This is a genomic window from Streptomyces sp. NRRL F-6676, from assembly GCF_000725625.1.
Classification (GTDB): Bacteria; Actinomycetota; Actinomycetes; order Streptomycetales; family Streptomycetaceae; genus Streptomyces.
Map to the genome: position 1 here is coordinate 40,812 of NZ_JOHS01000047.1, position 21,914 is coordinate 62,725.

A 21,914-nucleotide genomic window follows, 5' to 3' on the forward strand; every position below is an offset into this window, starting at 1 on the left:
TGTCCCCCTCGCCTCTCTCGTCCCCCCACGTCGCCCGTGCCCACTCGTTCACTCGTTCACTCGAACCCCAGATCCTCCGTCTCTTCCCCCTCCTCCTCCAGCGCCCGCCGGACCACCCGGAGGGCCATGCCCTCCGGATACCCCTTGCGGGCCAGCATCCCGGCAAGGCGGCGCAGCCGCTTGTCGCGGTCGAGTCCACGCGTCGCGCGGAGCTTGCGCGCGACCAGTTCCCGCGCCGTCTCCTCCTCCTGCTCGGCGTCGAGCTGCCCCACGGCCTCGTCGATCAGGGCCGGGGCGACCCCCTTCGTCCGGAGCTCCCGGGCGAGCGCCCGCCGCGCCAGGCCCCGGCCGTGATGCCGGGACTCCACCCAGGCGTCCGCGAACGCTCCGTCGTCGATCAGACCGACCTCCGCGAACCGGTCGAGCACGCCGTCCGCCACGTCGTCCGGGATCTCCCGCTTGCGCAGGGCGTCCGCGAGCTGTTTCCGCGTGCGCGGGGTCCCGGTGAGCAGGCGCAGACAGATCGCCCGCGCCCGCTCCTCCGGGTCCCCTGGGGACTCCCCCTGCTCGGCCCTCGACGAGGAGGAGGAGCCCCCGTCCTGTGCGGCGCCGGTCCCCTCCCCGGAACCGCGCCGTCGTCCCCGGCCCCGTCCCGCGTGCGCGCCCCCGGCCCGGCGGGCGCCACCCCGCCGCGTGCCACCGCCGCCGGCCCCGCCGGCCGGTTCGCCGCCCTCGCCGCCGGTGCCGTCCCCCGGCCCCCCGCCGGCGCCGTACGCGTGCTCGTCGTACCCCCCGTCCCCGTCCGCGACGGGCCGGCCGCCGGCGTCACCGGTCCCCCGGCCGGAGGGCGCGGGGGGCCGGGGGGTGTACTCGGCCCACTCGGTGCGTCGTGTCATGCTCCGCTACTTCGCCGCCACGGCCTTCGCCTTGCCGGCCTTGGCCGCCGGTGCGGGCACCGCCTTGGCGTCCGTCGCGGGAGGCGTCACGGCCGCGTCCGTGCCCGGCTCGGCGGCGGGCTGCTCCGGACGGACCCCGACACCCAGCTTCTCCTTGATCTTCCTCTCGATCTCGTTGGCCAGGTCGGGGTTGTCCTTCAGGAAGTTGCGCGCGTTCTCCTTGCCCTGGCCGAGCTGGTCGCCCTCGTACGTGTACCAGGCGCCGGCCTTGCGGACGAAGCCGTGTTCCACGCCCATGTCGATCAGGCCGCCCTCGCGGCTGATGCCGTGGCCGTAGAGGATGTCGAACTCGGCCTGCTTGAAGGGCGGCGCGACCTTGTTCTTGACGACCTTGCAGCGGGTGCGGTTGCCGACCGCGTCCGTGCCGTCCTTCAGGGTCTCGATGCGGCGGATGTCGATGCGCACCGAGGCGTAGAACTTCAGCGCCCGGCCACCGGTCGTGGTCTCCGGGGAGCCGAACATCACACCGATCTTCTCGCGGAGCTGGTTGATGAAGATGGCGGTGGTCTTGGACTGGTTGAGCGCGCTGGTGATCTTCCGCAGGGCCTGGCTCATCAGCCGGGCCTGCAAACCCACGTGGCTGTCGCCCATCTCGCCCTCGATCTCCGCGCGCGGGACGAGCGCGGCGACGGAGTCGATGACGATGAGGTCGAGGGCGCCGGAGCGGACCAGCATGTCCACGATCTCCAGGGCCTGCTCGCCGTTGTCCGGCTGGGAGAGGATCAGGTTGTCGATGTCGACGCCCAGCTTCTTCGCGTACTCGGGGTCGAGAGCGTGCTCGGCGTCCACGAACGCGACCTGGCCGCCGGCCTTCTGCGCGTTCGCCACGGCGTGCAGGGTGAGGGTCGTCTTGCCGGAGGACTCCGGGCCGTAGATCTCCACCACCCGGCCGCGCGGCAGGCCGCCGACGCCGAGGGCCACGTCGAGCGCGGTGGATCCGGTCGGGATGACCTCGATGGGCTCGTTGGTCCGGTCACCCATGCGCATGACCGCGCCCTTGCCGAATTGTCGTTCAATCTGTGCGAGCGCGGCGTCGAGCGCCTTCTCGCGGTCGGTTCCTGCCATGGGTTCCACCCGGTTCGTTTGTGTCGATCGCTTCACGTCAAAGACGCTAACGCCTGCCACTGACAATGCGCCTCGACGCCGTCCGGCCTGTGGATAACTCGGGCACTTCGCCGCGAATCACACGGGCGTTCCCTCCGCCCGGCGCCCCGCCGGAGATCTCATATGAATGGATGTTCGATTTTCATGTCAAGCGCACCACGCACAACCGGCGCCCGTCGGCGGCCACGCCCCGTCCCGCTCTCCCTCCCCCGCCGCTACTCCCCCGGACGTACGGCCGTTGCCTTCGGCCGGACGACGACCCTCCTGGCTGCGCATGGCCGCCCGGACCCGTACCGTCCTGCTCGCCGTGTTCGCCGTCGACTGCGTGGTCGAGGTGGGCGGGATCACTCTCCAGGCGTGGCGCCGCGTGCCCTCGCACCTCGACACGGAGACGCCCTTCGACACGGCGGTCTCCATGACCCTCGCGGTGGGGGGCGGCATCCTGGTCGTCGTCCTGTCGGCCTTCGCCGCGGCCGCGTTCCGGCACCGGCCGACGGGTCCTGAGGGCATGGCGCCCGCGGTGCGCGCGGGGTTCGCGCTCCTGGTCGTCGGCCTGCTGTCCGGGGCTGCGATGATCGCGCGCGGCGTCCTGCCGGCGCGTACGGGACACCAGGAGGCCGCCTACCGCTCGACCGCACCGCTCAAGCCGCTGCACGGCGTCAGCCTGCACGCCGTGCTGGTGCTGCCGGCCGCGGCATGGCTGGTGTCCCGTACGTCCTGGAGCGCCCCGGTCCGGCGCCGGGCCGTACGGGCGGCGATCGCCTGCTGCACGGCAGCCGTCGTGGCCGCCGCGCTGTGGCCGCTCCTCAACCGCTGAGAACCGGCCGCGCGCCGGAGAGCGTGCCCCGCCCGCGCCCCTGTCAGGCCCCTTCCTCCCCCTGCGGCCCGGCCGCCGCCCGCCGGGCCGCCCACATCCGCCGCAGCCCCCGGGAGACCCCGCCCGGGGGACGACGGGTCCGGTGCCCGTGGACGCGGGGGTCGTCCGTGACGTCGTACCGCTTCACATAGGCGCCCAGGAACGCCTGTAGCGTGGCGATCGCCGGAATGGCGATCAGCGCGCCGACCGCACCGAGCAGCGCGGTGCCCGCGATGACCGACCCGAAGGCGACCGCGGGGTGGATGTCCACGGACCGCGCGGTCAGCTTCGGTTGCAGCATGTAGTTCTCGAACTGCTGGTACACCACGACGAAGACCAGCACCCACAGCGCGTACCAGGGGTCGACGGTGAACGCGATCAGCATGGGCAGGGCACCCGCGAGGTAGGTGCCGATCGTCGGGATGAACTGCGAGACGAGCCCGACCCAGACGGCGAGCACGGGCGCGTAGGGGATCTCCAGCACTTGCAGCAGTACGTAGTGGGCGGCGCCCGAGATCAGTGCCATGAGGCCACGCGAGTACAAATAGCCACCGGTCTTGTCGACGGCTATCTCCCAGGCGCGCAGCACCTCCGCCTGCCGGGCGGGCGGCAGCACGGAACACAGGCCGCGCCGCAGCCGGGGGCCGTCGGCCGCGAAGTAGAACGAGAACAAAGTGATCGTCAGCATCCTGAAGAGGCCGCCCAGGACCTGCGCGGAGACGTCCAGCACGCCCGTGGCGCTGTTCTGCACGTACTTCCGCAGCCAGTCGGAGTGCACCAGGTTGTTCTGGACGTCGACCCTTCTCAGTTCGGTGTGGAACGTGGTGTTGATCCACTGGATGAGCGAGTCCAGGTACTCCGGGAAGCCCTCGATCATCTTGACGATCTGCCCGGCCAGCATCGACCCCAGCAGGGTGATGAAGCCCGCGGTCAGGAGCATCAGACACAGGAAGACCAGGAAGGTGGCCAGCCCCCGGCGCAGACCGTGCCCGGCCATCCAGCTCACCGCGGGCTCTATGGCCAGCGCGAGGAAGAACGCGATCAGAATGTTGATCAGCAGCCCCGTGAGCTGGTGGAAGGCCCAGCTGCCGAGCTGGAAGGCGGCGATCAGGGCGAGGGCCAGCACCATCGCGCGGGGCAGCCAGCGCGGCATGCGGGTACTGCGCCCGGGCACGCCCTCGGGCGGCGGGCCGGGCGGCCGGGGCGCGTCGGCCGGCGCCGGGTGCGGGGGGACCTGCGCGGTCTCGTCAGTCGGGGCCACGGCGCAAGTGTCGCCCACGCCACCGACAACCCGACCGCCGCCCACCACTGTCGTGACCCGCGACACACCTCAAGGGCAGCGGGAAGGGCGCGAACCGTCGCTTTCCGCCCCCGGCGGTCAGCGCCTCTCCTGCGGGACGTCCATGGCCGTGCACACCACTCGCCACACGTCCTTGGCGTCCCAGCCGGCGTCCAGCGCCTCGTGGACCGTGCGGCCGCCGAGCTCCGTCATCACGTGGTCGCGCGCGAAGGTGTCGGCGTACCCCGTACCGAAGTGCTCGGACATCCGCTGCCAGAAAACCGTCAACCGCATGCCTCAAGTATCCCGCTCCCGGGGCGCCGACCGGCTCAGCCCGTCATCACCCGCACCCCCGCCGTCACCACCACCGCGGCGGCCACCACGAGCAGGAAGGGGGCGCGCAGCACCAGGGCGACGGCCGCCGCGGCGAGCCCGGCCGCGCGGGCGTCCAGGACGAGCGCGCGGCCGTCGGCGAACGTCTGCTGGGCCGTGAGGGCGGCCAGCAGGGCGACGGGCAGCAGAGCGGCCAGCCTCCGCACGACGGGCCGCTCCAGGACACCCTCGGGCACCAGCAGCCCGGCGAGCTTGACGGCGTAGGCGCCGACCGCGGTCGCCCCGATCGCCAGCCAGACGTTCACCGCTCCTCCCCTCCGGGCTCCGCCGAGCCCCGCCGCCCCGCGAGGAAGAGCACCAGCGGGGCGGCCAGCGCAGCCGCCAGCACCGGCACACCGGCGGGCAGCACGGGCAGCAGCCCGAGCCCCAGCAGCACGGCGAGCCCGGCCACGACACGCTCGGTGGTGGTCCGCAGCATGGGGGCGAGCAGCGCGAGGAAGACGGCCGGACCGGCGGCGTCGAGCCCCCACGCGTCGGTGTCGCCGATGGCCTCCGCGCCCAGCGCGCCGAGCAGCGTGGTGATGTTCCACAGCACGTAGAGGGTGAGCCCGGTGACCGTGAACCCGATGCGGGCGGCCCGCCGGGAGGGCTGGGCGAGCGAGACGGCGGTCGTCTCGTCGATGACCCACTGCGCGGCGAACGGACGCGCCACGCGGGGGAGGGCCAGCAACTGCGACAGCCGCAGCCCGTAGAAGGCGTTGCGCACGCTCAGGAAGAACGCCCCGGCGGCCGCGGTGTACGGATTGCTCCCGGCCGCGAGCGCACCCACCAGAGCGAACTGGGATGCCCCCGTGAACACCAGGAGGCTCAGTACGCAGGTCTGCGGGAGTGTCATCCCACTGCCGGCCGAGGTCACCCCGAAGGCGAACCCGGAGAGGCCGACGGCGACACCGACGCCCAGGGCGTCACGGACGACGGCGGCATCAGGTTTCCCCTGCGGCCCTCTGTCCACGAAAACTGTCTGTTCTGCCACCCCCGCGACGCTACGGACCGCCCACCCCGAAATCTTGTACGTTTTTGCGCTCCCGCCGGTACGCCCCCGGCGGCACCCCCACGATCCGGGTGAAGTGCCGGCCGAGATGCGCCTGATCGGTGAAGCCGACGGCGACGGCCACCTCGGCGGGCGCGCGACCGGCGTCCAGCAGCCGTCGTGCCGCCCGCACGCGCGCGTCGGTGAGCCAGGTGTGGGGCGGCATCCCGTAGGCGTCACGAAAGGCCCGCAGCAGCGCGAACGGGCCGGTGCCCAGCTCCGCGGCGAGCCTCTCCAGGGTCGGCGGCTCGGCCATCCGCTCCTCGAGCACGGCACGCGCGCGTGCGGCCAGCCGCGCACCCGCCGTCCGCACGGACCGCTGCGGCAGCGCCCCGCCGTTGAGCCGCAGCAACCGCGTCACCACGACCCGCAACAGCGTGTCGGCGGCCAGCGCGTTGCCCTCGTCGACCGCCCGCAGCACCTGGTGCACGAGTCCGGCCGCGTACGGATCATCCACAACAGGCCTCACGAACCCCGGACTGCCGCGCAGCGCGGTGGTTTCCTCCGCGATCCGGGCCACGAGCCCCGCCGGCGGATAGACGGCCCCGTACCGCCATCCCTCAGGAACCCCCGCACGACCTGTATGCGGAGTATCGGGATTGACCAGCGCGAGGGCACCGGCCCCCACGTACTGGTCGGCACCGCCATGGTGGAACACCTCGACACCATCGACGACGGCCGCGATGACGAACTGCTCATGCGTGTGCCGCACGAACCGCTTCTCGACGTAACGGGCACGCAGCAGATCGACCCCCGGCAACTCCTCGTACCGCCAGTGCCGCGCCCGCTCCTCACCACCCGCCATGCCCCCATTGTCGACGCAGCGGCAGCCACGCGCGCACCCCCACGGCGGGCAGGCCGCCCAGGCACGGGAGGGGACGGGGCGGTGGTGCCCGCCCGCGGCGTCCGGCGCGTCGGCACCGGCTCCCTCGTCCTCGTACCGCCCCGCACCGGGCCGAGGACGCGTATCTCCGCCGCGGCCCCGGCCCCGTACGCACAGCGGGCGCACACCAACTGCCTGAAGCAACCGCAACCACCGACAGACGACGCACCCGCGAACCACCGAACCCGCCGCCGACGGCCGAACCCGCAGGTCATCCCCATTGTCAGTGGGGCAGGGCACCATGGACCCATGGCCAGCTCCACCCACCGAGCCCTAGCCGGCTTCTCGCCCGCGACCCGCGCCTGGTTCACGGGGGCGTTCTCCGCCCCCACCACGGCCCAGGCCGGCGCCTGGCACGCCCTCGCCCAGGGCTCGGACGTCCTCGTCGTCGCGCCCACCGGCTCCGGCAAGACCCTGGCCGCCTTCCTCGCCGCACTCGACCAGCTCGCCTCCGCCCCGCCCCCCGCCGACCGGCGCAAGCGCTGCCGGGTCCTGTACGTCTCCCCGCTCAAGGCCCTCGCGGTCGACGTCGAACGCAACCTCCGCAGCCCCCTCACCGGCATCCGCCACGAGGCGCTCCGGCTCGGCCTGCCCGAGCCGGAGGTCAAGGTCGGCATCCGCTCCGGCGACACCCCCGCCGCCGAGCGCCGCTCCCTGGCCACCCGCCCGCCGGACATCCTGATCACCACCCCCGAGTCCCTGTTCCTGATGCTCACCTCCGCCACGCGGGACGCGCTGACCGGCGTGGAGACGGTGATCCTGGACGAGGTGCACGCGGTCGCCGGCACCAAGCGCGGCGCGCACCTCGCGCTGTCCCTGGAGCGGCTGAACGAACTGCTGCCGCGCCCCGCCCGCCGCATCGGCCTGTCGGCCACCGTCCGCCCGGTGGACGAGGTCGCCCGCTTCCTGTCCCCGCACCGCAAGGTGGAGATCGTCCAGCCGGAGTCCGGCAAGGAATTCGACCTCTCCGTCGTCGTCCCCGTGGAGGACCTGGGCGAACTCGGCGGCTCCCCCGTCTCCGACGGACCAGGCGGCGCAGGCGACGGAGGGGCCGCCGGCGGCGCCGAGCGCCCCTCCATCTGGCCGCACGTGGAGGAGCGCATCACCGACCTGGTGCAGGCGCACCGCTCGACGATCGTCTTCGCCAACTCCCGCCGCCTCGCCGAACGCCTGTGCAACCGGCTCAACGAGATCGCCTACGAGCGGGCCACGGGCGAGCCCCTGGAGGAGCACCACTCCCCCGCCGAGCTGATGGGCGGTTCCGGCGCCGCCCAGGGGGCGCCCCCGGTCCTCGCGCGCGCCCACCACGGCTCGGTCTCCAAGGAGCAGCGCGCCCTGGTGGAGGAGGACCTCAAGGCGGGCCGGCTGCCCGCGGTGGTGGCCACCTCCAGCCTGGAACTCGGCATCGACATGGGTGCGGTGGACCTCGTGATCCAGGTGGAGTCGCCGCCGTCGGTGGCGTCCGGGCTACAGCGGGTGGGCCGCGCGGGCCACCAGGTGGGGGCGGTCTCCACGGGCGTGGTCTTCCCCAAGTACCGGGGCGATCTGGTGCAGGCCGCGGTGGTCACCGAGCGGATGCGCACGGGCTCCATCGAGTCGCTGCGGATCCCGGCCAACCCGCTGGACGTACTCGCGCAGCAGCTCGTCGCCATGGTGGCGCTGGACACCTGGCAGGTCGACGACCTGCTGGCCATGGTCCGCCGCGCGGCCCCCTTCGCCGCGCTGCCGGAGTCGGCGTTCACGGCGGTCCTGGACATGCTCGCGGGCCGTTATCCGTCGGACGCGTTCGCGGAGCTGCGCCCGCGCGTGGTGTGGGACCGCGTGGCGGGCACGGTCACCGGCCGCCCCGGTGCCCAGCGGCTGGCCGTCACCTCCGGGGGCACGATCCCGGACCGCGGGCTCTTCGGGGTCTTCCTGGCCGGCGCCGATCCGAAGAAGGGCGGCGGCCGGGTCGGCGAGCTCGACGAGGAGATGGTGTACGAGTCCCGCATCGGGGACGTGTTCACGCTCGGCACCAGTTCCTGGCGGATCGAGGACATCACGCGCGACCGGGTCCTGGTCTCCCCCGCTCCCGGCGTCCCGGGCCGGCTGCCGTTCTGGAAGGGCGACCAACTGGGCCGTCCCCTGGAACTGGGCCGCGCGCTGGGCGCCTTCCTGCGCGAGGTGGGCGCGCTGTCCGAGGAGGACGCCCGGCTGCGGCTGCTGTCGGCGGGGCTGGACGCCTGGGCGGCGGACAACGTGCTCGCCTACCTCGCCGAGCAGCGCGAGGCCTGCGGCCACGTCCCGGACGACCGCACGATCGTCGTGGAGCGGTTCCGCGACGAACTGGGCGACTGGCGGGTCGTGGTGCACTCCCCGTTCGGCGCGCAGGTCCACGCCCCCTGGGCGCTCGCGCTGGGCGCTCGGCTGTCCGAGCGGTACGGCATGGACGCCCAGGTCATGCACGCCGACGACGGCATCGTGCTGCGCCTTCCCGACGCCGACCTGATGGGCCTCGACCTGCTCGACCAGGAACCGTCCGCGCCGGGCACGGCCTACGACGCCGAGCAGGCCCCCGTCGGCGCGTCGGACGTCCTGTTCGACAAGGGCGAGGTGGACCAGGTCGTCACCGACCAGGTCGGCGGCTCGGCCCTGTTCGCCTCCCGCTTCCGCGAGTGCGCCGCCCGCGCGCTGCTGCTGCCGCGCCGCAGCCCCGGCCGGCGCACCCCGCTGTGGCAGCAGCGTCAGCGCGCGGCGCAGCTGCTCCAGGTGGCGAGCGAGTTCGGATCGTTCCCGATCGTCCTGGAAGCCGTCCGCGAATGCCTCCAGGACGTCTTCGACGTCCCCGGGCTCACCGAACTCATGGGCGACATCGAGTCCCGCAAGGTGCGTCTGGTGGAGGTGACCACCCCGGAGCCCTCCCCCTTCGCCCGCTCCCTGCTGTTCGGCTACGTGGCGCAGTTCCTGTACGAGGGGGACTCGCCGCTCGCCGAGCGCCGCGCCGCCGCGCTGTCGCTGGACTCGCGGCTGCTGGCCGAGCTGCTCGGCCAGGCGGAGCTGCGCGAACTGCTCGACGCGGAGGTGCTCACCGAGCTGGAGCGGGAACTCCAGTGGCTCACCGAGGACCGCCGGATCAAGGACGTCGAGGGCGTCGCCGACGTACTGCGGCTGCTGGGCCCGCTCACCGACGCGGAACTCGCCGAGCGCGGCGCCGCCCCCGGGTGGGCGCCCGAGCTGGCCGCGTCCCGGCGGGCCATCCGGGTGCGTATCGGCGGCGCCGAGCACTGGGCGGCGGTGGAGGACGCGGGCCGGCTGCGCGACGCGCTCGGCACCGCGCTGCCCGTGGGCGTGCCGGAGGCGTTCACCGAGCCGGTGAAGGACCCCCTGGGCGATCTCCTCGCCCGCTACGCCCGCAGCCACGGCCCGTTCACCTCGGCCGCGGCCGCCGCCCGCTTCGGACTGGGCACCGCCGTCACCGAGGGTGCGCTGCAACGGCTCGCGGCGAGCGGCCGGGCGGTGCAGGGCGAGTTCCATCCGGCGGGCATCGGCCAGGAGTGGTGCGACGCGACGGTGCTGCGCCGGCTGCGGCGCCGCTCGCTCGCCGCGCTGCGGCACGAACTGGAGCCGGTGCCGCCCGCCGCCCTGGCCCAGTTCCTCCCCCAGTGGCAGCACGTGGGCGGCGGGCACGGTCTGCGCGGCATCGACGGACTCGTGCGCACGATCGAGCAGTTGCAGGGCGCCTCCGTACCGGCGTCCGCCCTGGAGAAGCTCGTCCTGCCGTCCCGCGTGACCGGCTACGCGCCCGCGCTGCTGGACGAACTCACCGCCGCCGGGGAGGTGGTGTGGGCCGGTGCGGGCGCCCTGCCCGGCAAGGACGGCTGGGTCTCCCTCTACCTGGCCGACGCCGCCCCCCTGTTGCTGCCCCCGCCGCACCCCCTGGAACTGTCCGCGCTGCACCAGTCCGTGCTGGACGCGCTCTCCGGGGGCTACGGCCTGTTCTTCCGTCAGATCGCCGACCAGGTCCGCGCCACCACCCACCCCGAGGCCACCGACCCGCAACTGGCCGACGCGGTCTGGGACCTGGCCTGGTCGGGGCGGCTCACCAATGACACGCTGGCCCCGATGCGCGCCCTCCTCGGCTCGGGGCGCACCGCGGGCTCCACGGCCCACCGCGCCAAACGCTCCGTCCCGCGCGGGCGGTACGGCTCCCTGACGGCCGCCGCGCGCCCCCAGTCCCGTACGGGCCCGCCGACGGTGGCGGGCCGCTGGTCCCTGCTGCCGGCCCGGGAGGCGGACCCGACCGTGCGCGCCCACGCGCTCGCCCGCACCCTGCTGGACCGCCACGGGGTGGTGACCCGGGGCGCGGTGGCCGCGGAGGGCGTCGAGGGCGGCTTCTCCGCGGTGTACCGCGTCCTGTCCGCGTTCGAGGACAGCGGCCAGGCCCGCCGCGGCTATGTGGTCGAGGGGCTGGGCGCGGCGCAGTTCGCGATGGACGGCGCGGTGGACCGGCTGCGCGCGGTCTCCACCGCCCGTGAACGGGGTGGTACACCGCCGGCCCCGGTGGGGGTGGCGACCGGCTCCGTCGCCGGGGAGGGTTTCCTCGACGCGTTCGACACGCCGTACGACGGTGACGGTGACGGCGACGGGAGCGGCCAGGGCGGTGCGTACGATCCCTGGTCCGCGCCCGGCTACGGTGGCCCGCGCTCCGGCGCGGGGGGTGGAGGTCCGGTGCGGCCCGGTCCGCCGGCCTTCCCGCCCGGTCACGGCCGCCCCGGCCGGACCACGGGCCCGGCGCGCGCGGTCGTCTTGGCCGCCGCGGATCCGGCGAACGCCTTCGGGGCGGCACTGTCCTGGCCCGAACCGCCGGAGGGGGCGGGGCACAAGCCGGGGCGGAAGGCGGGGGCGCTGGTCGTTCTGGTGGACGGTGAGCTGACGCTGTACATGGAGCGCGGCGGGAAGACGCTCCTCGCCTGGCCCGGTGCGGCGGACACCGCGCCCGGAGACGATCCCCGGCTGCCCGCCGCCGCGGAGGCGCTGGCCGCCTCCGCCCGTGCCGGCGCCCTGGGCACCCTCACCGTCGAACGCATCAACGGGGTTCCCGCGCTGACGTCGCCCTGGGGCGCCCTCCTGGAAACCGCGGGCTTCGTAGCCACCCCCCGGGGCCTCCGCATACGGGCGTGACCGCGGGTGTTCTCGCCCCCGCCGCCCCTACCCTGCCCGTCCCCGGGGGCAAGCCCCCGGACCCCCAAAAGATGCGCAGTTCCCCGCGCCCCTGTCAGGGGCGCGGGGCTGCGTCAACATGCGGCTCCGCCGCGGGCGCACAACCGGGCGAAGCCCCGTGCCGAGGTCCAAGGGGTGGAGCCCCCCGAGGAACGGGACGGGTAGGGGCGACGGGGGCGGAAAACCCCGGGCGAACCCCGCCGTGTCACCCTGGAGCCATGCCCGAAGGCGACACCGTCCATCAGGCCGCGGCCCGGCTGCACACCGCCCTGGCCGGCAGCCGGCTCACCCGGTTCGACCTCCGCGTCCCCCGCTTCGCCACCGCCGACCTCACCGGCCACACCGTCCTGAACGTCACCCCCCGCGGCAAACACCTGCTCACCCGCATCGAGGGCGGCTACACCCTCCACTCCCACCTCCGCATGGACGGCGCCTGGAAGGTGTACGCCCCGGGCCGCCGCTGGACCGGCGGCCCCGCCCACCAGATCCGCGCGATCCTCGGCACCACCGACCGCACGGCCGTCGGCTACCGCCTCCCCGTCCTCGAACTCCTCCGCACCACCGACGAGTCCCGCGCCGTGGGCCACCTCGGACCGGACCTGCTCGGCCCCGACTGGGACCCGGACACCGCCCTCGCCAACCTTCTGCGCGACCCCGCCCGCCCCCTCGGCGAGGCCCTGCTCGACCAGCGCAATCTCGCCGGCATCGGCAACGTCTTCAAGAGCGAACTGTGCTTTCTGCTCCGGGCCACCCCCTGGCTCCCGGTGGGCGAGCTTCCCGCCGGTCACCTCGCCGAACTGCCGGCGCTCGCGCGGAAGGTCCTGGAGGCGAACCGCGAGCGCCCCGTCCGCAACACCACCGGCCGCCGCGAGCAGCCCCTGTTCGTGTACGGCCGCGCGTCACGGCCCTGCCTGCGCTGCGGCACCCCGGTCCGCATGGCCGACCAGGACGACGGCTCCCGGGACCGCCTCACCTACTGGTGCCCCGTGTGCCAGTCGGGCCCGGCCCCCGCCGCTTCCGTCTCCCGCCCGGCACCGCCGCCCACCGACCGGCCGTAGGACGAGGGGCGTCCCTGCCGGCCGCTCACCGACCGGCCGTAGGACGAGGGCCCTTCCCGTCGGCCGTACGGCGACCCGTCTCCCCCTCGTCGGGCCGCCGTACGGCCGACGCCCAGCCTCCGCCACCGCCAGGGTTCCCCCCATCGGTCCGGCCCGCCGCGCGGGCCTTCGGCACACAGTGCACCGGCAGCAGACTGAGCCCCCACCCCCCGGTGGCGACCGCACCCTCCAGCACTCCGGCATCGGGTGCCAGGACGAGCCGCAGCAACCCCCACCACCACAGCCCGCCGAACGCCAGCGCAACCCCCCAGCGCACCGCGCGCCCGGTCATGGCCGCCACCTGCCGCCAGACGCTAGCCCTCCGCCACGACACCCGGGGAGGGCGCACCGACGGCACACGGGCGCACCGTCACGACCGGCCGTGCCGTCACCGCGCGCCCACGATGCGCGCGCGGCACCTCCCGCACCGGTCGGGTCCGTCCGGATCATCCCTCCACCATGACCGCCCCGCCGTCCCCCGGCAAGCGCACCCAAGGCACACCGAGCGGCCCTCCAGACAGCGCAAAGCCCCGGTGGGAGGCTCCGAAGATCCGGAGCTCCCCACCGGGGCTCGTGAACCGCGTCAGGCGGCGACCACATCCACCGCTTCGCTGGGCGCCTTGATCGTGACCCGTTCCGGCGGGACGCCGGCGACGGACACGGAGTTCAGCATGGGGCGACGCACCGGAGCGGGCACCGGTTCGGTGACCGCGGCCGACGCCGCCAGCTCCGCGAGCGCGAGTTCGTCACTCACCTCGCGCATCAGCTCGGACATCCGTACGTCCAACGCGTCGCAGATCGCGGAGAGCAGTTCGGAGGAAGCCTCCTTCTGCCCCCGCTCCACCTCGGAGAGATAACCGAGCGAGACTCGGGCGGAGGAGGAGACTTCGCGCAGAGTACGGCCCTGGCGCTGGCGCTGCCGACGCAGCACGTCACCCAGCAGGCGACGGAGCAGAATCATCGGTGGCTCCCTCCTCGGACCGCGTAACCGCATCCTTCACGCCCCACCGTACCGCCTTGCGCCGCGGCCGTGCGGGGAGCGCTGTCGTGTTCACTCAGGGCTGCAAACATCAAGTCCCCCCGTTCCGTTCCGTATCCTGTGCCCGCTCATTCCCGGTCTGTTCGCCCGCCAGCTCCTCCAGGAGGAGTGCGAGCACGCTCCGTACACTCTCCATACGAATTTCCGTACGGTCGCCGTTCAACCGCAGAGACGTCACTTTCTCGCCACCGGGTTCTCCGAAAACGGTCTCGAAGGGGCCGTCGACGGCCACGAAGACCGTACCGACCGGCTGTCCGTCCTGGGGTTCGGGGCCGGCCACGCCGGTGGTGGCGATCCCCCAGTCCGCGCGCAGCAGCCTGCGCACGCCGGCCGCCATCTGGGCCGCGACCTGCGGGTCCACCGCGCCCCGTTCGGCCAGTAGGGTGCCCTCCACACCGAGGACGTCCCGCTTCACATCGGTGGCATACGCGGTGACCGAGCCCCGGAAGGCCTTGGACGCCCCCGGCACGGAGGCGATCTCCGCGGCCACCAGGCCGCCGGTCAGCGACTCCGCGACGGCGAGCGTCTCGCCTCTCACCGTGAGTAGTCGCAGCACGTCGGCGGCCCCGGATGTCACCGTTGTGCCTCTTCCAACGCGGCCCGGCGCTCCGCGATTCCCCGGCGGCGCAGCACAATGGCCTGTCTCACATAGTCGAGCCCCGTCACCACCGTCAGGACGACCGCCGCGGCCATCACCCAGAAACGGAGGGTGGCGAGCCACCCGGTCAGTACGAGGACGTACATGCCGACGGCCACGCCCTGGGTGAGCGTCTTGAGCTTGCCGCCGCGGCTCGCCGGGATGACGCCGTAGCGGATGACGAGGAACCGCAGCAGGGTGATGCCGAGTTCGCGGCCGAGGATGACCACCGTCACCCACCACGGCAGGTCACCGAGGGCGGAGAGACAGATGAGCGCCGCCCCCATGATCGCCTTGTCGGCGATGGGGTCGGCGATCTTGCCGAAGTCGGTGACCAGATCGTACGTGCGTGCGAGATGGCCGTCGAACAGGTCGGTGATCATGGCGACGGCGAACGCCGCCCAGGCGAACGACCGCCAGGCCGGGTCGTAGCCGCCGTTGCCGAGCATCAGCGCGACGAAGCCCGGGACGAGGAGCAGGCGGAGCATGGTGAGCAGATTGGCCACGTTCCAGACGCTGGCCTGGTCGACCGCGGCGGCGCCGATCTTCCCACCCCGCACCGGCCGCGCGCCCTCGTGCGGACCGCGCGCCCCCTCACCCTGCCCGGTCTCGTCCGTGTGCTCCCCCGCGCCGCCGTCGTACCGCCCGGCAACGGCCTCGGACCGTCCGGCCGTGACGTCCTCGACGGCACCGGAGTCCCGCGCGTCCTCGCGCACGGCGTCCGCCGCCGTGACGTCGGGAACCCGCGCCGCGGGAGCCGTCCCGCGCGCGCCGGAGGGGCCGCCCGCCGCGGATGCCGGGACTCCGGTCATCTGCCCGCCTCCTCTGTACATCCCGGGGAGCCCGGGAGCGGCTCGGCCACCAGGTCGACGCCCTCGGCCCCGACCACCTTCGCCTCGACCATACGGCCGACGCGCACACCCGCGCCGCTCGTCAGCCGCACCTGGCCGTCCGTCTCGGGAGCCTGGTGTGCGGCACGGCCGTACACGCCCTCCTCCTCGTCGACGGACTCCACCAGCACGTGCACGGTGGAGCCGACACGCTCGTCGGCGCGCTGTGCGACCAGTTCCTCCGCGAGCCGGGAGACCCGGCTCAGCCGCTCGGCGACGACGTCCGCGTCGAGCTTGTTGTCGTACGTCGCCGCTTCGGTGCCGTCCTCGTCGGAGTACCCGAAGACGCCGATCGCATCCAGCCGTGCGCCGCTGAGGAATCTCTCCAGTTCGGCGAGGTCGGACTCCGACTCGCCGGGGAAGCCCACGATGAAGTTGGAGCGCACGCCGGCCTCGGGCGCCTTGCCGCGGATGGTGTCGAGCAGTTCCAGGAAGCGGTCGGTGTCGCCGAAGCGCCGCATCGCACGCAGCACGCCGGGCGCGGAGTGCTGGAAGGAGAGGTCGAAGTAGGGGGCGACCTTGGGCGTGGCGGTCAGCACGTCGATCAGGCCGGGGCGCATCTCGGCGGGCTGGAGGTAGCTGACGCGCACCCGTTCGATGCCGTCGACCTCGGCGAGTTCGGGCAGCAGGGACTCCAGGAGGCGGATGTCGCCGAGGTCCTTGCCGTAGGAGGTGTTGTTCTCGGAGACCAGCATGACCTCCTTGACGCCCTGCTCGGCCAGCCATCGCGTCTCGTTCAGCACGTCGCTCGGGCGGCGGGAGATGAAGGAGCCGCGGAAGGAGGGGATGGCGCAGAAGGAGCACCGGCGGTCGCAGCCGGAGGCGAGCTTCACCGAGGCGACGGGCGCCCCGCCCAGCCTGCGGCGCAGCGGCGCCCGCGGACCGGAGGCCGGAGCGACGCCTTCCGGAAGATCGGCCGGGCCGTGCCCGGGGAGGGCGACCGCGGCGCCCGCCTCCTGGCGCTCGGCGGGGCTGATCGGCAGCAGCTTGCGCCGGTCGCGCGGGGTGTGGGCGGCGTGGATGCCGCCGGACAGGATGGTCTGGAGGCGGTCGGAGATGTCCGCGTAGTCGTCGAAACCGAGGACTCCGTCGGCCTCGGGCAGCGCCTCGGCGAGCTCCTTGCCGTACCGCTCGGCCATGCAGCCCACCGCCACCACGGCCCGGGTTCTGCCGTGGTCCTTGAGGTCGTTGGCCTCCAGGAGGGCGTCGACGGAGTCCTTCTTGGCGGCGTCGACGAAGCCGCAGGTGTTGACGACGGCGACGTCCGCGTCCTCGGCGTCCTCCACGAGCTGCCAGCCGTCCGCCTCCAAACGGCCTGCGAGCTCCTCGGAATCCACCTCGTTACGGGCGCAGCCGAGAGTGACGAGTGCGACGGTACGGCGTTCAGGCATGGGCTCAAGACTACTTCGTCCCGCTGACATCCCACGTCGACGGGGTTGGCCGTCTCCCGGCCCCCTCCACCGGGCCGCGCGGTGTGCCGCGGCCCGGGCCCCGTCATCCGGCTTCGGGGTCGCCCTTGGTGTACGTCAGCCGCTCGACCTGGCCGGCCTGGAACTCGTCCTCGATCTCCTTGCCGTTGACATGGAGCCGGACCGCGCCGGCGTCGCCGAGGACGAGGTCGATCTTCTCCTTGTCCTGGAACGTCTGGGAGTCGCCCTTCTCCAGGGTGCCGTCGAACAGGGTGCGGCCGTTGTGGTCCTTGGCGGAGATCCAGCTGCGTCCGTCGGCGGCGCTCACCTGGACGGTCACCTTGTCCCGGGGTGCCGCGGCGATGGCGCTGTCCGTGGGGTCCGGCTTGGGGTCGGCGGGCTTGGCGCTCTCGGGCGTGGCGGACTTCGCGGGCTTGCTCGCGGTGGCGGTGGAGCCCTCGGCGACCTGGGCCTGCGTGCCGCCGTCGTCGTCGCCCCCGGTGAACAGCGTGAAGCCGACGAAGCCGATCACCGCGACGATCGCGGCGACCATGGCGGCGGTCCAGTTGGGCCCGCGCCGCTCCGGACGGATCCGCTCCGCCTCGAAGAGCGGGGCGGCCGGGGTCGGGGCGGGGCGCCCCCCGTGCTCGGCGGCGAACTGTTCGAGCAGCGGCTCCGGATCGAGGTGGACGGCGCGCGCCAGGGTGCGCAGATGCCCGCGCGCGTAGACGTCGCCGCCGCAGGGGGTGAAGTCGTCCCGTTCGATCGCGTGCACGATGGTGCCGCGGACCCGGGTGGCGTTGCTTATCTCGTCGACGGTCAGACCGGCCTCGATACGCGCCCGGCGCAGGGCGGTGCCGATCGAGGGGCGGTCGGCGGCACGGGTGGCCTCGTGGTCGTCGCCGGAACCGCCGTCGCCGACGCGGGCGTCTTCGACCGGGCGTGCGTCCTTGGGAGTTTTGTCGTCAGGGGAGTTGCCGATGGACACGGGGGCGCCTTTCGAGGGTGTAGCCACCTGTGCTGGAAGCTCAGTCTAGGGGGGGTACGAAAGGGTGGGGCAACCGGGCGGTAGGTGTTTGTACGCCATCAGAATGGCCGGTCATCCTGACGCCGGGAGGTCTCTCTTACCCCCCTCAACTTGACGTACTCGCAAGGAAAAGGGTTGCTCACGGATCACTTACGGGTGGGTCACGTTCGCGTTGCCGTACACCTGTGCGCCCTGTCCCTCACGCCTCGCTCTCCCCTCGGATCACCGCGAGCACACCGTCCAGTTCGTCGGCCTTCACCAGGACGTCGCGCGCCTTGGAGCCCTCGCTCGGGCCGACGATGTTGCGCGACTCCATGAGGTCCATCAGCCGCCCGGCCTTGGCGAAGCCGACGCGCAGCTTGCGCTGGAGCATGGACGTGGACCCGAACTGGGTGGAGACGACCAGCTCGGCGGCCTGGCAGAGCAGGTCGAGGTCGTCGCCGATGTCCTCGTCGATCTCCTTCTTCTGCTTGCTGCCCACCGTGACGTCGTCCCGGAAGACGGGCGCCATCTGGTCCTTGCAGTGCTGGACGACGGCCGCGACCTCCTCCTCGGTGACGAACGCCCCCTGCATACGGGTCGGTTTGTTCGCCCCCATCGGCAGGAAGAGCCCGTCGCCCTTGCCGATCAGCTTCTCGGCGCCGGGCTGGTCGAGGATGACGCGGGAGTCGGCGAGGGAGGAGGTGGCGAAGGCGAGCCGCGAGGGCACGTTCGCCTTGATGAGGCCGGTGACGACGTCGACGGAGGGCCGCTGGGTGGCGAGCACCAGGTGGATGCCGGCCGCGCGGGCGAGCTGCGTGATGCGCACGATGGCGTCCTCGACGTCCCGGGGGGCGACCATCATCAGGTCGGCGAGCTCGTCGACGATCACCAGCAGGTAGGGATAGGGGTGGAGTTCGCGCTCGCTGCCCTCGGGCGGCTTGACCTTCCCCTCGCGCACCGCCCGGTTGAAGTCGTCGATGTGCCGGTAGCCGTAGGCGGCGAGGTCGTCGTAGCGCAGGTCCATCTCGCGCACCACCCATTGAAGCGCCTCGGCGGCCCGCTTGGGGTTGGTGATGATCGGGGTGATCAGGTGCGGGATGCCCTCGTAGACGGTGAGTTCGACGCGCTTGGGGTCGACGAGGATCATCCGCACGTCCTCGGGCGTCGCCCGCATCATCACCGAGGTGATCAGGCAGTTGATGCACGAGGACTTGCCGGATCCGGTGGCGCCGGCGACCAGCATGTGCGGCATCTTGGCCAGCGAGTGCATGACGTAGCCGCCCTCGACGTCCTTGCCGAAGGCGACCAGCATCGGGTCGTCGTCCTCCGCGGACTCCGCGAGCCGCAGCACGTCACCGAGGTTGACCATCTCCCGGTCGGTGTTGGGGATTTCGATGCCGACCGCGGACTTGCCGGGGATGGGGCTGATGATCCGCACGTCCGGGCTGGCGACCGCGTACGCGATGTTCTTGGCGAGCGCGGTGATCCGCTCCACCTTGACGGCGGGCCCCAGTTCGACCTCGTAGCGGGTGACCGTCGGACCGCGTGTGAAGCCGGTGACGCGGGCGTCGACCTTGAACTCGGTGAAGACGTTGGTGAGCGCGGCCACTATGGCGTCGTTGGCCGCGCTGCGGGACTTCCCCGGTCCGCCGCGCTCCAGCAGGTCAAGGGCGGGCAGCGCGTAGGTGATGTCGCCGGAGAGCTGCAACTGTTCGGCGCGGGGCGGCAGGTCGCGCGGCTCCTGCGGGGACTGCTTGGTGAGGTCGGGCACCCCTGAGTCGCTCCGCTGCTCGCCCCCGGAGTCGCTCCCCGGCTGCGGGACCTTGCCGGCCGGAAGTTTGGGCTGCCTGGGCTTCGCCTCCACCGGCTCCTTGGTGCGCGCCGCCGGTACGGGCGTGGTCTCCTCGTAGGGCTCGCGCGGGCCGCCGACGCCCTGGGTGAGGTCGGCGACGATCGGGGAGGGCGGCATGCCGTGCAGAACGGCGCCGTCGAGCGCGGCGGCGGCCGCGGCGGCGACGTCGACCGCGTCCATCGGGCGGTGCATGTCGGGCTGCGGCACGGCGGAACGCCGGGGCCGGCCGCGCCGCTTGGCGAGCGCCTCCTCCTCGGCGCTGTCCGCATCCCGCACGCCGGGGGCGGACCGGCGCCTGCGGGGGCGCGCGGGCGCCTCGTCGCGCCACTGCTCGTCATAGCGCCCCTCGGCGTACGCCCCTTCCGCCCCGTCCATCTCGTCGACGAGGTCGTCCTCGGGGTCGGGAAGGATGCCGAGCTTGACCCCGAGGAGGCGCAGCCGCTGCGGAATCGCGGTCACCGGGGTCGCCGTCACCACGAGCAGCCCGAAGAACGTGAGCAGCACGAGCAGCGGCACGGCCAGGACCTCGCCCAGCATGTACGTCAGCGGGGTCGCCGCGCTCCAGCCGATGAGGCCGCCGGCGTCCCTTATCGCCTGCATGCCGTCGCTGCGGGCGGGCGAGCCGCAGGCGATGTGCACCTGGCCGAGCACCCCGATGGCGAGCGCGGACAGGCCGATGACGATCCGGCCGTTGGCCTCCGGCTTCTCGGGATGCAGGATCAGACGCACGGCGATGGCGCCGAGCAGTATCGGCACGATGAGGTCGAGCCGCCCGAAGGCGCCGGTCACCAGGATCTCGACCAGGTCGCCGACGGGGCCGCGCAGATTGGCCCAGGTGCCCGCGGCCACGATCAGCGCGAGCGAGAGCAGGAGCAGCGCGACGCCGTCCTTGCGGTGCGCCGGGTCGAGCCCCTTCGCGCCCCGCCCTATGCCGCGGAAGAGGGCGCCGACGGCGTGCGCCAGGCCCAGCCAGAGGGCGCGCACGAGTCGGTACACGCCTGCGGTCGGGCTGGGCGCCGCCGCGGGCGCGGCCTTCTTCGCCGGGGCCTTCTTGGCGGGCGCCTTCTTCGCGGCGGCCTTTTTCGCGGGGGCCTTCTTCGCCGGAGCCTTCGCGGGAGCGGCCACCTTCTTCGCGGGCGACTTCTTGGCTGCGGGACGTGGGGCCATGGGTGTGAGATTACCGTCGGAGACGGCAACGGACACGTGTGCCCACCGCTTCACCCGTTCGTGTCGCCCGTCCCAGGGGGCCCTGCTGACGCGGCGTCAACGCGCGAGCGGACACCCGGGGCGGCCCGCCGACGGTACCCGCGTCACGTCGATCGCGTCGGCCGACCGCGACGGCACCGGCCTCTCGGAGAGTCGCGTCGGCCGCGACGGCACCCGTCCCACGAGAGCCGCGCCGACCGGACGCTACGACACCGCCGTCGGCCCGCCCGAGGCGCCCGGTTCCAGCGCGTCCAGGGCGCGGCGCAGCCCCGTCAGCTTGCGTTCCAGGTGGGCGGCGGTGGCGACCGCCGCCGCGTCGGCGGACTCGTCGTCGAGCTGCTTGGACAGCGCCTCGGCCTGCTCCTCGACCGCCGCCAGCCGCGCGGAGAGTTCGGCGAGGATGCCGGCCGCCTCCTTGCTGTCGCCGACCACGTCCTTGGCGCCGTTCGTGCCGGCGCTGCCGTTCCCGTTGCCCTCCAGCTGGAGGCGGAGCAGCGCGGCCTGCTCCTTGAGCTGGCAGTTCTTCATGTAGAGCTCGACGAAGACCGACACCTTCGCGCGCAGCACCCACGGGTCGAACGGCTTGGAGATGTAGTCCACCGCACCCGCCGCGTACCCCCGGAAGGTGTGGTGCGGCCCGTGGTTGATCGCGGTCAGGAAGATGATCGGGATGTCCCGGGTCCGCTCCCGCCGCTTGATGTGCGCGGCGGTCTCGAAACCGTCCATGCCCGGCATCTGGACGTCCAGCAGAATGACCGCGAAGTCGTCCGTGAGCAGCGCTTTGAGTGCTTCCTCCCCGGACGATGCCCGCACCAGCGTCTGATCGAGCGCGGAGAGGATGGCCTCCAGCGCCAGCAGATTCTCCGGCCGGTCATCGACCAGGAGGATCTTGGCCTTCTGCACCATGGCCCGCCCTCCTCGCCCCGGCGTGGGGCCTCCCCTGTCCGAAGGACTTGGGCCGGCACCGGACGCCGCCCCAGGGGACGGCTCCCTTGCGCCGTCCGTCCTTGTGCCGGTCATGGTAGCCGCACCCCGCCCGTCGCCACACCCTGTCACCGCGATGTCACTGTGCACG

The 21,914-nt window shown here is 73.1% G+C and carries 16 protein-coding genes and 1 pseudogene; 3 read left to right on the forward strand and 14 right to left on the reverse strand.

Annotation, left to right across the window (positions count from 1 at the left end):
- Window positions 1-56: 56 nt before the first annotated feature.
- Window positions 57-896: a recombination regulator RecX gene (recX, locus tag IO29_RS24600; RefSeq protein WP_030379473.1), complete on the reverse strand. Its 840-nt coding sequence runs from the start codon at window positions 894-896 to the stop codon at window positions 57-59.
- A gap of 6 nt (window positions 897-902) precedes the next feature.
- Complete coding sequence (recA, locus tag IO29_RS24605; protein WP_030379474.1) at window positions 903-2,021, reverse strand: recombinase RecA; 1,119 nt, start codon at window positions 2,019-2,021, stop codon at window positions 903-905.
- Window positions 2,022-2,322: 301 nt separating this feature from the next.
- Between recA and IO29_RS24610 the strand changes: the two are divergent.
- A pseudogene (locus tag IO29_RS24610) lies at window positions 2,323-2,877 on the forward strand (hypothetical protein); the annotation flags it as partial.
- 43 nt (window positions 2,878-2,920) lie between these two features.
- Here the strand turns inward: IO29_RS24610 and IO29_RS24615 are convergent.
- The 5 genes from IO29_RS24615 to IO29_RS24635 form a co-directional block, all read right to left on the reverse strand.
- Window positions 2,921-4,177, reverse strand: coding sequence for an AI-2E family transporter (locus IO29_RS24615; RefSeq protein WP_078618236.1), 1,257 nt, complete (start codon window positions 4,175-4,177; stop codon window positions 2,921-2,923).
- A 117-nt stretch (window positions 4,178-4,294) separates the two neighbouring features.
- Window positions 4,295-4,489, reverse strand: coding sequence for a DUF3046 domain-containing protein (locus tag IO29_RS24620; RefSeq protein WP_030379477.1), 195 nt, complete (start codon window positions 4,487-4,489; stop codon window positions 4,295-4,297).
- A 35-nt stretch (window positions 4,490-4,524) separates the two neighbouring features.
- Entirely contained in the window at window positions 4,525-4,833 is a 309-nt protein-coding gene (locus tag IO29_RS24625) for an AzlD domain-containing protein (RefSeq protein WP_030379478.1), read from the reverse strand.
- Window positions 4,830-5,561, reverse strand: a complete 732-nt coding sequence (locus IO29_RS24630) for an AzlC family ABC transporter permease (protein WP_051707884.1) — start codon at window positions 5,559-5,561, stop codon at window positions 4,830-4,832. The genes IO29_RS24625 and IO29_RS24630 overlap by 4 nt, the downstream gene beginning before the upstream one ends.
- 10 nt (window positions 5,562-5,571) lie before the next feature.
- The gene (locus IO29_RS24635; RefSeq protein ID WP_030379480.1) at window positions 5,572-6,423 is read right to left on the reverse strand and encodes an AraC family transcriptional regulator; all 852 of its coding nucleotides are present in this window, start codon (window positions 6,421-6,423) and stop codon (window positions 5,572-5,574) included.
- A 327-nt stretch (window positions 6,424-6,750) separates the two neighbouring features.
- Between IO29_RS24635 and IO29_RS24640 the strand changes: the two genes are divergently transcribed.
- On the forward strand, window positions 6,751-11,661 hold the full coding sequence (locus tag IO29_RS24640) for an ATP-dependent helicase (protein WP_030379481.1): 4,911 nt from the start codon (window positions 6,751-6,753) through the stop codon (window positions 11,659-11,661).
- 257 nt (window positions 11,662-11,918) lie between these two features.
- Window positions 11,919-12,758 (forward strand): Fpg/Nei family DNA glycosylase, encoded by an 840-nt coding sequence (locus tag IO29_RS24645; RefSeq protein ID WP_030379482.1) that lies wholly within the window; start codon window positions 11,919-11,921, stop codon window positions 12,756-12,758.
- Window positions 12,759-13,380: 622 nt separating this feature from the next.
- Here the strand turns inward: IO29_RS24645 and IO29_RS24650 are convergent.
- The 7 genes from IO29_RS24650 to IO29_RS24680 form a co-directional block, all read right to left on the reverse strand.
- Entirely contained in the window at window positions 13,381-13,758 is a 378-nt protein-coding gene (locus IO29_RS24650) for a helix-turn-helix domain-containing protein (protein WP_006142544.1), read from the reverse strand.
- A gap of 109 nt (window positions 13,759-13,867) precedes the next feature.
- The gene (locus IO29_RS24655; RefSeq protein WP_030379483.1) at window positions 13,868-14,413 is read right to left on the reverse strand and encodes a CinA family protein; all 546 of its coding nucleotides are present in this window, start codon (window positions 14,411-14,413) and stop codon (window positions 13,868-13,870) included.
- Window positions 14,410-15,285, reverse strand: coding sequence for a CDP-diacylglycerol--glycerol-3-phosphate 3-phosphatidyltransferase (gene pgsA / locus IO29_RS24660; RefSeq protein ID WP_030379484.1), 876 nt, complete (start codon window positions 15,283-15,285; stop codon window positions 14,410-14,412). The genes IO29_RS24655 and pgsA overlap by 4 nt, the downstream gene beginning before the upstream one ends.
- A complete protein-coding gene (gene rimO / locus IO29_RS24665) occupies window positions 15,282-16,754 on the reverse strand; it encodes a 30S ribosomal protein S12 methylthiotransferase RimO (RefSeq protein ID WP_078618238.1) in 1,473 nt (490 codons plus the stop codon). The genes pgsA and rimO overlap by 4 nt, the downstream gene beginning before the upstream one ends.
- Before the next feature lie 103 nt (window positions 16,755-16,857).
- A complete protein-coding gene (locus tag IO29_RS24670) occupies window positions 16,858-17,760 on the reverse strand; it encodes a helix-turn-helix domain-containing protein (protein WP_030379486.1) in 903 nt (300 codons plus the stop codon).
- 238 nt (window positions 17,761-17,998) lie between these two features.
- Entirely contained in the window at window positions 17,999-20,800 is a 2,802-nt protein-coding gene (locus IO29_RS24675; protein ID WP_030379487.1) for a DNA translocase FtsK, read from the reverse strand.
- Window positions 20,801-21,043: 243 nt separating this feature from the next.
- Window positions 21,044-21,745, reverse strand: a complete 702-nt coding sequence (locus tag IO29_RS24680) for a response regulator (RefSeq protein ID WP_030379488.1) — start codon at window positions 21,743-21,745, stop codon at window positions 21,044-21,046.
- Window positions 21,746-21,914: the final 169 nt, after the last annotated feature.

What these genes read in the sequence shown, in the direction of transcription:
- recX (WP_030379473.1), bottom strand. Translation starts at nt 896, where the DNA reads ATGACACGACGCACCGAGTGGGCCGAGTACACCCCCCGGCCCCCCGCG.
- recA (WP_030379474.1), bottom strand. Translation starts at nt 2,021, where the DNA reads ATGGCAGGAACCGACCGCGAGAAGGCGCTCGACGCCGCGCTCGCACAG.
- IO29_RS24620 (WP_030379477.1), bottom strand. Translation starts at nt 4,489, where the DNA reads ATGCGGTTGACGGTTTTCTGGCAGCGGATGTCCGAGCACTTCGGTACG.
- IO29_RS24635 (WP_030379480.1), bottom strand. Translation starts at nt 6,423, where the DNA reads ATGGCGGGTGGTGAGGAGCGGGCGCGGCACTGGCGGTACGAGGAGTTG.
- IO29_RS24640 (WP_030379481.1), top strand. Translation starts at nt 6,751, where the DNA reads ATGGCCAGCTCCACCCACCGAGCCCTAGCCGGCTTCTCGCCCGCGACC.
- IO29_RS24645 (WP_030379482.1), top strand. Translation starts at nt 11,919, where the DNA reads ATGCCCGAAGGCGACACCGTCCATCAGGCCGCGGCCCGGCTGCACACC.
- IO29_RS24650 (WP_006142544.1), bottom strand. Translation starts at nt 13,758, where the DNA reads ATGATTCTGCTCCGTCGCCTGCTGGGTGACGTGCTGCGTCGGCAGCGC.
- pgsA (WP_030379484.1), bottom strand. Translation starts at nt 15,285, where the DNA reads ATGACCGGAGTCCCGGCATCCGCGGCGGGCGGCCCCTCCGGCGCGCGC.
- rimO (WP_078618238.1), bottom strand. Translation starts at nt 16,754, where the DNA reads ATGCCTGAACGCCGTACCGTCGCACTCGTCACTCTCGGCTGCGCCCGT.
- IO29_RS24675 (WP_030379487.1), bottom strand. Translation starts at nt 20,800, where the DNA reads ATGGCCCCACGTCCCGCAGCCAAGAAGTCGCCCGCGAAGAAGGTGGCC.
- IO29_RS24680 (WP_030379488.1), bottom strand. Translation starts at nt 21,745, where the DNA reads ATGGTGCAGAAGGCCAAGATCCTCCTGGTCGATGACCGGCCGGAGAAT.